The 12,355-nt window shown below is 65.0% G+C and carries 10 protein-coding genes; all 10 read left to right on the plus strand.

The features are described from left to right. Window positions 1-399 precede the first annotated feature (399 nt). The gene (locus tag RDM88_RS08575; protein WP_308754445.1) at window positions 400-951 is read left to right on the plus strand and encodes a zinc ribbon domain-containing protein; all 552 of its coding nucleotides are present in this window, start codon (window positions 400-402) and stop codon (window positions 949-951) included. Continuing rightward, window positions 948-1,715: a type III pantothenate kinase gene (locus RDM88_RS08580; protein ID WP_308754446.1), complete on the plus strand. Its 768-nt coding sequence runs from the start codon at window positions 948-950 to the stop codon at window positions 1,713-1,715. Before RDM88_RS08575 ends, RDM88_RS08580 begins: the two co-directional genes overlap by 4 nt. 75 nt (window positions 1,716-1,790) lie before the next feature. Further along, entirely contained in the window at window positions 1,791-2,378 is a 588-nt protein-coding gene (locus tag RDM88_RS08585; RefSeq protein ID WP_308754447.1) for an ECF transporter S component, read from the plus strand. Window positions 2,379-2,382: 4 nt separating this feature from the next. Beyond that, on the plus strand, window positions 2,383-3,351 hold the full coding sequence (locus tag RDM88_RS08590) for a P1 family peptidase (protein ID WP_308754448.1): 969 nt from the start codon (window positions 2,383-2,385) through the stop codon (window positions 3,349-3,351). Window positions 3,352-3,508: 157 nt separating this feature from the next. After that, window positions 3,509-5,125 (plus strand): response regulator, encoded by a 1,617-nt coding sequence (locus RDM88_RS08595; RefSeq protein WP_308754449.1) that lies wholly within the window; start codon window positions 3,509-3,511, stop codon window positions 5,123-5,125. Between the two features lie 15 nt (window positions 5,126-5,140). Further along, window positions 5,141-6,181: a sensor histidine kinase gene (locus RDM88_RS08600; RefSeq protein ID WP_308754450.1), complete on the plus strand. Its 1,041-nt coding sequence runs from the start codon at window positions 5,141-5,143 to the stop codon at window positions 6,179-6,181. After that, window positions 6,178-7,629 carry an ATP-binding cassette domain-containing protein gene (locus RDM88_RS08605; RefSeq protein WP_308754451.1) on the plus strand — a complete coding sequence of 484 codons (1,452 nt, stop codon included), beginning with the start codon at window positions 6,178-6,180 and terminating at the stop codon, window positions 7,627-7,629. Before RDM88_RS08600 ends, RDM88_RS08605 begins: the two co-directional genes overlap by 4 nt. 270 nt (window positions 7,630-7,899) lie before the next feature. Continuing rightward, window positions 7,900-9,426 carry a sugar ABC transporter ATP-binding protein gene (locus RDM88_RS08610; protein WP_308754452.1) on the plus strand — a complete coding sequence of 509 codons (1,527 nt, stop codon included), beginning with the start codon at window positions 7,900-7,902 and terminating at the stop codon, window positions 9,424-9,426. 26 nt (window positions 9,427-9,452) lie between these two features. Next, window positions 9,453-10,472, plus strand: a complete 1,020-nt coding sequence (locus tag RDM88_RS08615; protein WP_308754453.1) for an ABC transporter permease — start codon at window positions 9,453-9,455, stop codon at window positions 10,470-10,472. Between the two features lie 66 nt (window positions 10,473-10,538). Next, on the plus strand, window positions 10,539-11,528 hold the full coding sequence (locus RDM88_RS08620; RefSeq protein ID WP_308754454.1) for a substrate-binding domain-containing protein: 990 nt from the start codon (window positions 10,539-10,541) through the stop codon (window positions 11,526-11,528). Window positions 11,529-12,355 lie beyond the last annotated feature (827 nt).

A 12,355-nucleotide genomic window follows, 5' to 3' on the forward strand; every position in this document is an offset into this window, starting at 1 on the left:
AGCCCCTCGCGCCCTTCTTTGGTTCCTTTCTTGGGCGAACAAGAAAGGAACTCGCTGTCGGTCGACTACCGACATACTCCGCCGCTCGATGAGCGGCAAATCTAAAGTCACCGCTGTCGGTCGACTACCGACAGACCCTCCGGCCCCTGGGCGGAATATCTAAGACCGCTGCCGGTCGACTACCGGCAAGCTCCACCGCCCGATGAGCGGTAAAATCAAAAGCACATACCCAGTATACCACAAAGTGAAGGCGTTTGAACAGGAATCCGCACGTAAAATCTCACAAGCGCGCGCAAAGGGCGCGGCGGCCGGTTTTCCCTTGTAAACAGGGGGCGGATGTGATAAAATTGCGGCAGAAGCGTCGCCCGGCGGCGGGCGTGTGGAGGAGGAATACGGCAAATGGCGAACATGGCGACCTGTCCCAGCTGCGGACGCCCGGTGAGCGGGCGGGCGCGGCGGTGCGGCTACTGCGGCGAATCGCTGCTCGAGGACTATTTCAGCGCGCCGGGCATGGAGCTCGGCGGGGAGGAGGGCCCGAGCGCGGGCGCGACCGCCGCGACGGTGCTCGGTTCCTTCGGCGCGGTCGCGCTGATCGTGGCGCTCGTCTTCCAGCTGCTCGTGCTCTTCGGGTTCGGGCCGGAGGCGCTCGTCCCATCCCTCGACCTGCCCTGGTGGCTGCGCACCCTCGCGATGACCGTGCTTCCGATCGTCTATCTCGTACAGCAGCTCCTGCTCGGCGGGCACCGCAAATCGCTGGTATTTGACGCGGTCTGGCTCTTTCTCGGCATGTGCGGGCTGACGACCACGCTGCTCTGTTACCTCGACAGGGGAAGCGCGGCCTTCTATGGCATGACCGCGATCCCCTATCTTTTGGTGGTCGGCTGCGCGCTCGTCACCGTGGCCTGCGTCACCGCGATCCTCGCCTACCGGAGGGAGGAGGCGGAGACATGATCCTTTCCATCGACGTGGGCAACACCAACATCTGTATCGGCGCTTATTCGGAGGGGGAACGCCTCTTCGTCTGCCATATCCTCACCGAGCCGGACAAGACCGAAGTGGAATACGCGATGCTCTTCCACCACATCCTCCACCTGCACCGCCAGAGCGAGCAGGACCTCGAGGGCGCGATCATCTCGTCTGTGGTGCCGCCGCTTTCGCCGGTGCTCAAGGCGGCCCTCCAGCTCTGCGGGGCCGGGCGGGTGCTCCAGGTGGGGCCGGGCATCAAGACCGGGCTCAACATCCGCATCGACAACCCCGCGCAGCTCGGCGCGGATTTTGTGGCCGCGGCCATCGGCGTGATGGACCGCTATCCGCTGCCCGCCATCATCGTCGACCTCGGAACAGCGACGAAAATTTCGGTGGTGGACCGCTCCCGCACCTTCATCGGCGGCTCGATCATGCCGGGCGTGAAGGTGTCCCTCGACGCGCTCAGCAACCGGGCGGCGCAGCTGCCCCACATCAGCCTCGAAGGGCCGGCGCCGGTCATCGGCACCAACACGGTCGACAGCATGAAATCGGGCGTGCTGCTGGGGGCCGCGAGCATGATCGACGGCATGATCGCGCGGTATGAGGAGGCCGCCGGACCGGCGGCCTCGGTGGTCGCGTGCGGCGCGCTGGCCGACGTGGTCGTGCCCCTCTGCCGGCACAGGATCACCGTCGACAGCACCCTGCGCATCGACGGCCTCTATGCCGCCTGGCGCAAGAACAGCGTATAGTCCGCCCGCCTCCGGGCGTTCTGTAAATAACATGCGCTGCATCCCTCCGGGAGCAGCAGCAAGGAGCGAATGAACATGTCCCAGACAACCCAAAAGACCGCACGGCTCGTGCAGTACGCCCTGCTGATGGCACTGCTGGCGGTACTCGGCTTCACACCCCTCGGCTTCATCATGGTTCCGCCGGTGTCGATCACCATCCTGCACATCCCCGTCATCCTCGGGGCGGTGCTCTTCGGCCCCGGCTGCGGCGCGCTGCTCGGGCTCGAATTCGGGCTCATCAGCATGGTCCGCGCCATCATGGCCCCGACCCCGCCGATCGACATGCTTTTTTCCCCGGCCGCCAGCGGCGCGCCGGTCCAGTCGATCCTCATGTGCGTCCTCCCGCGCGTCCTGCTCGGCGTCATCGCGGGCGCGCTCTTCCTCGCGCTTAAAAAGCTCCTGAAAAGGGAACGGCTCGCCGCGGGGATTTCGGCCGCCGCCGCGGCCGTCTGCCACACGGTCGGGGTGCTCGGCTGCCTGTGGTTTTTCTTCAAGGCCCTGCCGCTGCGCCAGGTCTTTCTGGCCATCGTCGGCGTCAACGGCCTGCTCGAATTGGCCGCCGCCATCCTTTTGACGGCGATCATCTGCCCGCCGCTGCGGAAATTCCTCAAATCGGGGAGGTAAGCCTGTGAAGGAAATTGCCATTACAGAGATCGAAAACCTCAAAATCGGCTGCGCGCAGGACCCGGACGCCGCGACCGGCTGCACCGTCCTCCTCTGCGAGCGTGGCGCGCCCGCGGGCGTCGACGTGCGCGGCGGCGGCCCCGCCTCCCGCGAAAGCCAGCTTTTACAGCCCACCGCCGCCGCCGAGGGCATCCACGCGGTACTCCTGTCGGGGGGCAGCGCGTTCGGACTGGGCGCGGCGGACGGCGTGATGCGTTACCTCGCCGGGCGCGGCGTCGGCGTGGACACCGGGATCCGCCCGGTGCCGCTCGTCTGCGAAAGCTGCCTCTTCGACCTCGGGGTCGGCTCGCCCGACGCGCATCCCGACGCGGAAATGGCCTACGCCGCCTGCCTCGACGCGGAAAAAAACGCCCCGCGCGAGGGGAACTTCGGCGCGGGCGCGGGCGCGACGGTCGGCAAGCTCGGCGGCCCCGGCCGGATGATGAAATCGGGTCAGGGCTTCTTCGCGGTGCAGCTCGGGGAACTCAAGGTCGGGGCAATCGCCGCGGTCAACGCCCTCGGGGACGTCTTCGACCCCGACAGCGGCAAAAAGCTCGCGGGACTGCTCACCCCGGACAAAAGCGCCTTCGCGGACAGCGAGGAGGCGCTCTACGCCGACTACTCGAGCAAGCAGAACTTCTTTACCGGCAACACGACGCTCGGATGCGTCGTCACGAACGGGAAATTCCCAAAGGCGCAGATAGCGAAGGTCGCCGCGATGGCCCAGAACGGCTATGCGCGCGCCATCCGCCCGGTACACACGACCGCCGACGGGGACAGCGTCTACGCCCTCTCGGTCGGGGATATCGACGCGGATATCAACGTGGTGGGCACGCTCGCCGCGCGCGTCATGGCGCGCGCCGTCGCCCGCGCCGTGCTGGCCGCCGCGCCCGCCTGCGGGCTTCCGGCCGCGCGGGACTTTCTAAGCCGCTGAAAGCCGGAACGGGAGTTCCTGGCGGCGGTCCTTCGGGGCCGCCGCTTTGCCATGTCCGGACCCGGCGGGATTCCGCGCGGATTGACAATCCGCGCGGAAGCAGATAAGATAAACTTGGAATGAATTGGCATCTCTGTTTTTTGGGGAGGACAAGCGTATGATGAAAGTCATCGTTGCGGACGACGAGGCGAAGGTCTGCCAGCTGATCTGCAGCCTGGTGGACTGGGCGTCGCTCGATATGGAGGTCGCCGGGGTGGCGCACAACGGGATCGAGGCGCTCGAGCTCGTGGAGACGCTGCGCCCCGACCTGATCATCACCGACATCCGGATGCCCGGGTACGACGGGCTGGAGCTCATCAGCCGCGCCAAGGCGGCCAAGCCCGACCTCGATTTCATCATCGTGAGCGGCTACCGGCACTTTGAATACGCGCAGAGCGCGATCAAATACGGGGTGAGCGACTACCTGTTAAAGCCGATCAAAAAGGCGGACCTCATCGAGACGCTGCTGCGCACGCGGGAAAAATACCTGCGCCGCACCGAGCAGCTCACGAGCGCCGAACAGCTCAAAATGACCATCCAGAGCGACATCGATAAGCTGCGCGCAGGACTCTTCGCGAACCTGCTGCTGCAGGGCGGCGCGGTCGCGCCGGACGCGGACGTCGCGCAGATCAACGCGGACTACCACTTCCATTTCGCGCCGGGGTGCTTCCAGATGTTCGTGGCCAAGCTCGACTGTTCGGTGGACGCCCTCTGCCAGGACGGCATGAAGCTGCTGACCGAACGGCTGGAGAAGGCGCTGCGCGACGCGCTCCAGGGGCGCTGCGCCGACCTTGAGATCTGCACGCAGGGCTGCCGCGCCTATGGAATCCTCAACTTCCCCGAGGAGGAGCGCAAGTCGGTGCGCAAGCAGCTCAAAAACGCGCTTGACGAGCTGCTTCTCCAGCAGGCGCTTTTCGGCGGCGCGCGGCTCACGATCGGGCTGGGCGCGCCCGCCGCGGAGATCGGCGGCATCGGGGAATCGCTCGCGTCGGCCCAGCGGGCCGCCGCGCAGCGGCTGGTCGAAGGGACCGGCAAGCTGATCGAGGGCAGCGCGCAGCGGGCGGACACGCTCGACCGCGACGCGCTGCTCGCCGAGTTCAGCAAGAATTTCGAGGCCGCGCTCGAGGTGCTCGACGCGGACGGGGCCGCCGCCGCGATCGCCGCGCTGCGCACCCGCGCGCTGGGCGCGCCGGGCGTCTCGGGACAGGAGCTCTTCCGCCTCGCGGCGGACGCGTGCAGCGTCTACCTCATGCTGCTGCGCAACCACCGGCTCACCGAGGGGGACACGCAGGCGTTTTACGAGCGGTTCACCGGGGAGGCGGACCTCTGCCCCGACGCGGGCGCCCTCTTCGACACCCTCTCGCGGATGGTCGGGGAGTCGCTGGAGGCGGTCATCCGCGACCGCAGGCAGGCCGACCGCCGCCCCATCCGCGCCGCCAAGCAGTATATCCAGCAGAACTACCAAAGCCCCCTGAGCCTCGAGGAGGTGAGCGGGGCGGTCGGCTTCAGCGCCGCGTATTTTTCCTCCCTCTTCAAAAAGGAGAGCGGCCAGAATTTCCTCGAATACCTCTCGGAGGTGCGGATGAACAAGGCCAAGGAGCTGCTCAAGGAGACCAGCCTCAGCGTCGCGGCGGTGTGCGAGCAGGTCGGCTACAACGACCTCAAGCACTTCACCCAGAGCTTCAAAAAGTTCACCGGCCTAAAGCCCAACGAGTTCCGCAAGCTCTATTCCTGAGGCGGGAGGACCGATATGAAAAAGAAGTTCAACCGCTACCTCTCCCACCGCGTCCTCCTGCTCACCCTCGCGGCGGCGGCGTTTTTCGGCTGCTTTCTCATCGCGGTGGCCGTCTGCGCGGTGCGCGACGGCGTCCACGCGCTGCTCGCCGCCGTCGGCGCGGCCGGGTTCGCCGCCCTCTGCTACGCGGGCTTCAAATGGGTGTTCCTGCCCTACCAGGAGACGAAAAAAATCCTCCAGCTCTTTGTGGGCGGCTATACGATGCAGGGCATCTACGACCTGCGCCACCCGCTCAGTCCCGAGATGGAGGACGCGGTGCTGCGCCTGCGCGCCCAGCTCAACACCAACGAGCTGATCTCCGCCACCAAAAAGCAGGCCCAGTACCTCGCGCTGCAAAACCAGATCAACCCGCACTTCCTCTACAACACCCTCGAGGGCATCCGCGGCGAGGCGCTCACGGCGGGGCTTTCGACCGTCGCGGAGATGACCGAGGCGCTCGCCACCTTCTTCCGCTACACGATCTCCAACGTCGAGCACCTCGTCACGCTCGAGGACGAGCTCGACAACATTGAGAGCTATTATATCATCCAGCAGTACCGCTTCGGCGAGCGGCTGAGCCTGACCGTCGACTGCGGGGACGAGGACCGCGAGGTGCTTTACAAATACCGCCTGCCCAAGCTGACCCTCCAGCCGATCGTGGAAAACGCCATCTTCCACGGCATCGAGCGCAAGGTGGGGAAGGGGAATATCCGCATCAAGGTGGAGGCGACCGAGGTGCGGCTCCTCATCACCGTGTCGGACGACGGGCTCGGCATCGAGCCCGAACGGCTGCGGGAGCTCACCGACAAGCTCGGCAAGCCCGCCTTCGACTATGTCAAGCCAGACGGGGAGAAAAAGGGCGGCATCGCGGTCGTCAACGTCAACAACCGCATCCGCCTGCTCTTCGGGGAGGAGTACGGCATCAACATCTTCAGCACGGCCGGCATCGGCACCGACGTGGAGATCACCCTGCCGCTCATCACCCACGACGTGAAGATCAAAGGGGCGCAGCCATGAAACAGGAAATCCTGCGGCTTGAACGGGTGACCCGGATCATCGACGGCGTCACCCAGCTGGACAATATGAACCTCCACATCTTCCAGGGGGAGATCATGGGGCTGGTGTGCATCAACGCCCACGGCAAGGAGGCGCTCGTCCGGCTGATCTGCCAGAACCTGCCCATCCATTACGGCTATATCTATTTCCAGGAGCAGCTCGTCAACAACTACGAGCACAGCTCGATGGGGATGAACCGCGTGTCGGTCATCGAGCAGCGCAGCCGGCTGGTGGAGGATTTGACCGTCGCGGACAACATCTTCGTGCTCCGCCGCGGCTTTAAAAAATACCTGATCGAGCCGCGCGTGCTCGAACGGCAGCTCCGGCAGTTCACCGACGAATTCGGCGTCGAAATCGACGCGGGCGCGCCCGTCTCCCAGCTCTCCTTCTTTGAAAGGTGCGTGGTCGAGCTGCTGCGAGCCGTCGTGACCGGGGTGAAGCTCGTCGTCATCCGCGACATCAGCAACTTTATCTCCGCCGCCGACCTCGTCAAAATTCACCGCCTGCTCCACCGCTGCGCGGCGCGGGGGATGAGCTTCCTCTACATCTGCAGCCACCACGAGGAGGCGTTCACCATCTGCGACCGCATCACTCTCATGGAGGACGGCCGGGCCCTCAAGGTGCTCGACCGCCCCAACTTCCGCGACGAGACGGTGCTCAGCTACGCGCGCGGGTACCACTGCGCCGACGGCGCGGGCGCCAGCGGCAGCCCGCCGCGCGACGGCGCGATCTCCTTTTCGGGGGTCCGCACCGAGCAGATGCGCGGCATGAGCTTTTCGGCGGGCCGGGGGGAGTGCGTCGTGCTGCTCGACATGAACAACACCGTACTCTCCGATCTCGTCCGGCTTTTGAGCAGGGGAGCGCAGCCGCAGGCGGGGGAGATCCTCGTGGGCGGCGAGAGCTGGGCGAAGAACGCGCGCAGGCTCAAAAAGCAGCTCGCCTTCATCGGGGAGGACCCCATCCACACCTCCCTCTTCCGCGAGATGAGCTACCTGGACAACCTCTGCTTCTGGCTCGGGCGGCGGGAACCGGCCCTCTGGCTCAATCCCGCCATCCAGAAGAGCATTGTGCGGGAGTATGCGCCCCTCGTCGGGGAGGACATCCACGCCCCGGACATTACCGGTCTTTCGCCCGCCTCCCTCTACAGCCTCGTCTACTGCCGCGCCCACCTGCTCCACCCGCGGGTGCTCTTCTGCGCGCAGCCCTTCTCGGGCGCGGACCTCTATCTGCGCAGCCACATCATTGACCTGATCGGCCAGGTCAAGGCGCGCGGCACCGCCGTGGTGCTGCTCGCGGTGAGCATCTCCGACTGCCTGTCGGTCGCCGACCGCCTGCTCGTCGTCGAGCAGGGGCAGCTCCGCCGGGAGTACCTCAGCGACGAATTCCCGCTCTTCCGTGCGGGGAAATAGACCCGGCGCTTCGGCGGCCGCCCATCCGGGCGGCCGTTTTTCGTCTGCGGCGCATCCTCGCCGGATACGTAAACGAAAGCGCATTGTCAAGCTTCCCTGTCAAAACGCACAAAAACAAATTGACATATTTATGTGAAATGGACATGAGGCATAAAAACTTCAAAAAATCCCCCCCATAAGACCAAATCCGCCCCCCTTACCGTTCGCGGCGGGGGGTGCTATACTGAAACCGTAACAAGGGCCCGGACATGGGAAAGATAGGTGGATTGGATGCAGGATTATATCGTTGAGATGGAACATATCAGCAAGAGCTTCCCCGGCGTCAAGGCGCTGGACGACGTCTCCTTCAACCTGCGGGCGGGCGAGGTGATGGCGCTGCTCGGGGAAAACGGCGCGGGAAAGTCCACGCTGATGAAGGTTTTGAGCGGCGTCTACACCCGCGACAGCGGCACGATGAAGCTCTTCGGCCAGGAGATCACCGCGGACCTCACCCCTAAAAAAGCGCAGGAGCTGGGCGTGGCGATCATCCACCAGGAGCTGAACATGTGCCAGCACCTGACGGTCGCCGAAAACATCTTCCTCGGCCGGGAGCGCACCAAATCGGGCGTGCTCTCCGAGCGGGAGATGAAGCGGGAGGCGGGGGCGATCCTCGGCCGCCTGAACATCGACATCGACCCGGACATGGTCGTCGGGGACCTGGCGGTCTCCAAGCAGCAGATGGTCGAGATCGCCAAGGCGCTCTCCACCAACGCGCGGGTGCTCATCATGGATGAGCCGACCTCGGCGCTCACCTCCAAGGAGATCGACGACCTCTTCGTCATCATCCACAAGCTCCGGGACGAGGGCTGCGGCATCGTCTACATCTCCCACCGGCTGGAGGAGCTTCAACACATCGTCGACCGCGTGACGATCATGCGGGACGGCAAATTCATCACGAGCATGAACTTCGCGGACACCAACATGGAGGAGATCATCGCCCACATGGTCGGCCGCGAGATCAAGGAGAAGTTCCCCAAGGTCCACTGCGAGCGGGGGAAGAAGATCTTCGAGGTCAGGCACCTCAACGCGGGCCGGATGGTCCGCGACGTGAGCTTCGACCTCTACGAGGGCGAGATCGTCGGCATCGCCGGGCTGATGGGCGCGGGCCGCACCGAGACCACCCGGGCGATCTTCGGGGTCGACCCGAAGGAGGGCGGGGAGGTCATCCTCGACGGGAAGACCCTCGACATCAAATGCCCGATGGACGCGATCCGGGCGGGACTCGTGCTCGCGCCCGAGGACCGCAAGAAGGACGGACTGTGCACCAAGCTTTCGATCCGCGAGAACATCGCGCTGCCGAACCTGGACATCCTCTGCAACGGCGCGGGCGTGGTGAACGCGAAGAAGGAGCGGGAGATGGTCGACCGGACGGTCAAAAACCTGACCATCAAGCTCCCGAACGCGGAGGTCAACGCGGCGAGCCTGTCGGGCGGCAACCAGCAGAAGGTGGTCGTCGGCAAATGGCTGGCGCGCAACTCCCGGGTCGTCATGTTCGACGAGCCGACGCGCGGCATCGACGTCGCCGCGAAGGTGGAGATCTACAACCTCATGAACGAGCTCAAGCAAAACGGCATCGGCGTCTTCTTCGTCTCGTCGGAGATGCCCGAAATCATGGGGTTCGCGGACCGCATCATCGTGATGTGCGACGGCAGGGTCACCGGGGAGCTGATGGTCGGGGAGGCCACCCAAGAGAAGGTCCTCGAATATGCGACCCGGTTTGAAAACAAGCTGCAAAAGGACCGCGCGGCCACCGCGTGACGAAAGAATAGTTGGGAGCGTTCGATATGGAAAGAAAGCAGAGTCCTCTGAAAAAACTCTTTGCGATCCGCGGGATGGGGCAGGTCGTCACCGTCACCGTCGGCCTCGTCATCCTGTGCATCGTCTTCGGCATCCTCAACCCCATGTTCTTCTCGGGGAAGAACGTCGGCAACCTGCTCCGGCAGATCGCGCCGATCCTGATGATCGGCATCGGGCAGTCCTACGTGCTCATCACCGGCAACATCGACCTTTCGATCGGTTCGGTCGTCGGCATGAGCTGCATGATCTCCGCCACCCTCATGACCAAGGGGGTCAACCCGTGGGCCGCGGTCGTCATCACTTTTGTCTGCTGCATCGCGGTCGGCGTCCTCAACGGCCAGCTCGTCGCGAACTGCAAGCTGCCCCCCTTCATCGCCACCTTGGGCACCATGACCATCGCCCGCGGCATCGCGCAGATCGTCAACAACAACTATAACACCGACTCGATCGGCGAGGGCGCGCAGGGCTTCCGCGATTTCTTCTACTACGGCAAGCTCGCGGGCGTCTACAACACCATCTGGATCGCCGTCGTGCTCTGGCTCGTCTTCAACTTCGTCCTCAGCAAGACCCGCACCGGCCGCCACATCTACGCGGTCGGCAGCAACATCGAGGCGGCGCGCCTGTCGGGCGTCAACGTCATCACCTCCACCACCAAGGCCTACGTCGTCAGTTCGATCTGCGCCTGCGTGGTCGGGCTCGTGACCTGCGCCACCAGCGGCATGGGCACGATGGACGCCGGCAACATGTACGAGATGTACGCGGTCGCCGCGTCGGTCATCGGCGGCGTCTCCACCCTCGGCGGCCAGGGCATCCTGCTCGGCACCGTCATCGGCGCGTCGATCTGGGGCGTGCTCCAGAACGGCCTGCAGTTCGCGGGCGCGCCGGTCGCCATCCGCAACATCGTCATCGGCATCATCGTCGTGGTCTCCGTCCTGCTCGACGTCGTCGTGCGCAGCGGACGCAAGCCCCGCCGCAAAAAGGAACCCGCCGCCGCAAAGGCCGCCTGAAATCCGAATTAAAGCGGAACTGCTTTAAGGATAAACTGGGACAAAACGTTAGGAGGAATTCGAGAAATGAAAACCAGAATTACCGCGCTGCTCCTGTGCTTCGTCGTTGCGCTGGGCCTGATGGCCGGCTGCTCGAGCGAGAAACCCGCCGCCGAACCCGCGGCGCCCGCCAGCACCGCCGAACCGGCTCCCGCCGATACCGCTGAGCCCGCAGCGCCGGCCGAGAACTACAAGATCACCCTGATCACCATGGACCAGATGGACCAGCACTGGGTCAACGTCGACAAGGGCTGCAAAGAGGCCGTCGCCGAGCTGGGCAACGTCGATTACAACTGGCTCGCGCCCGACGTCAAGGACGACGCGAAGCAGATCGAGAGCATCAACAACGCCGTCGCGGGCGGCGCGCAGGCCATCCTGCTCGCGGCCAACGGCCCCGACGCGGTCACCGCTTCCCTGAAGGAAGCCGAGGCCGCCGGCGTCAAGATCGTCTATGTCGACTCCGCCGCCGATTATCCGGGCGTCGCGACGCTGGCCACCGACAACAAGGCCGCCGGCACCACCGCGGGCAACGAGATGATCAAGGCCCTGGAAGCCGCCGGCATCACCGAGGGCAAGATCGGCATCGTCAACGTCAACGCCGCCACCGCTTCCACCGTCGCGCGTGAAGAGGGCTTCCGCGCCGCGTTTGAAGGCACGAGCTTTGAAATCCTCGAGACCCAGTACGGCGACGGCGACGCCGCGAAATCCAAGGATATCGCCGCGAACTACATCACCCAGGGCTGCGTCGGCATCTTCGGCGCGAACGAGGGCTCCACGGTCGGCGCCGGCAACGCCATCCAGGAGGCCGGCGGTACCGTCATCGGCGTCGGCTTCGACAAGTCCGACACGATCCTCGGCCTCATCAAGAACGGCTTCCTGCTCTGCACCATGGCGCAGAACCCGGACGTCATGGGCCGTGAAGGCATCAAGGTCGCCGTCAAGGCGCTCTCCGGCGAGACCATCGACCAGACCAACGTCGACACCGGCGTTTCGGTCCTGAACAAAGACACCATCTAATTCTCCCAATTCTCTCCCTGCGCGCGGGTTTCCGCGCGCAGGGAAACCCATCTCCGGGCGGAAGGTTTCCCATCTGCCGCCGGGGCTGAAATCGGGCGGCTTCCGCTGGTCGGGGGCCGCCTTGGGATTTTTCCGCCCGCCGGGGGGCGCGGGCCGCCTTGGGATTTCCGTCCGGGGGCCGGAGGGCTTTCACGGGAATTGCCGCCCTTGGCGGCAAGAATTACGAGCGCGTTCCGCCGCGCGCCACGGGTTCCTTTTCGGGCGGACGAAAAGGAACCAAAAGTCCGCCTAAGGGGGCTCCACCGCCCCCTTAGGGATCCCCTGGAGTACCTTGCCATAACCCGCAAATTACCGCCGCACCCCGCAGGTACACTAGCTGAAGGCTCAACCTAGTCTCGATTCTCCCAACGTGTGGAGACGGAAGGTGCGAAGCGCACGCTCATCGGCTGGTCCGATCGCGAGGCCAGTTGCGGTCCGGGGCCGCAACTGACGTGCGCCGGGCTCAACCTAATCTCGGTTCTCCCAACAGGGGAAAACGGCAAACTCGCTGAAACCACCCGGCGGAAAACAACGCCCGTACCGGGCGTTCGCGCGCTCTGCGCGCGCGGGCGGCATAGCCGCCCGGTTTTCCGCCTCCTTGTGGGTGCTGCGCGCCGTGTAAAAGCGGCCGCGCCTCCCCGAACGCACTCCCGATACGGTTCCGGAGTCTCTCGGGCAGAGGCATTGCGCCCGCGGCGCGGCGGCAAATGGGATGCTGCACGCTCGTCCGCCCATCCGTGTCACAGGCGCCGCCGACTTTGGCCGCAGGCCAACCGGAGGCGGCGCGG

The sequence above is a fragment of the uncultured Anaerotruncus sp. genome (assembly GCF_902490045.1).
Lineage (GTDB): Bacteria > Bacillota > Clostridia > Oscillospirales > Ruminococcaceae > Anaerotruncus.

What these genes read in the sequence shown, in the direction of transcription:
- RDM88_RS08575 (WP_308754445.1), top strand. Translation starts at nt 400, where the DNA reads ATGGCGAACATGGCGACCTGTCCCAGCTGCGGACGCCCGGTGAGCGGG.
- RDM88_RS08580 (WP_308754446.1), top strand. Translation starts at nt 948, where the DNA reads ATGATCCTTTCCATCGACGTGGGCAACACCAACATCTGTATCGGCGCT.
- RDM88_RS08585 (WP_308754447.1), top strand. Translation starts at nt 1,791, where the DNA reads ATGTCCCAGACAACCCAAAAGACCGCACGGCTCGTGCAGTACGCCCTG.
- RDM88_RS08595 (WP_308754449.1), top strand. Translation starts at nt 3,509, where the DNA reads ATGATGAAAGTCATCGTTGCGGACGACGAGGCGAAGGTCTGCCAGCTG.
- RDM88_RS08600 (WP_308754450.1), top strand. Translation starts at nt 5,141, where the DNA reads ATGAAAAAGAAGTTCAACCGCTACCTCTCCCACCGCGTCCTCCTGCTC.
- RDM88_RS08605 (WP_308754451.1), top strand. Translation starts at nt 6,178, where the DNA reads ATGAAACAGGAAATCCTGCGGCTTGAACGGGTGACCCGGATCATCGAC.
- RDM88_RS08610 (WP_308754452.1), top strand. Translation starts at nt 7,900, where the DNA reads ATGCAGGATTATATCGTTGAGATGGAACATATCAGCAAGAGCTTCCCC.
- RDM88_RS08615 (WP_308754453.1), top strand. Translation starts at nt 9,453, where the DNA reads ATGGAAAGAAAGCAGAGTCCTCTGAAAAAACTCTTTGCGATCCGCGGG.
- RDM88_RS08620 (WP_308754454.1), top strand. Translation starts at nt 10,539, where the DNA reads ATGAAAACCAGAATTACCGCGCTGCTCCTGTGCTTCGTCGTTGCGCTG.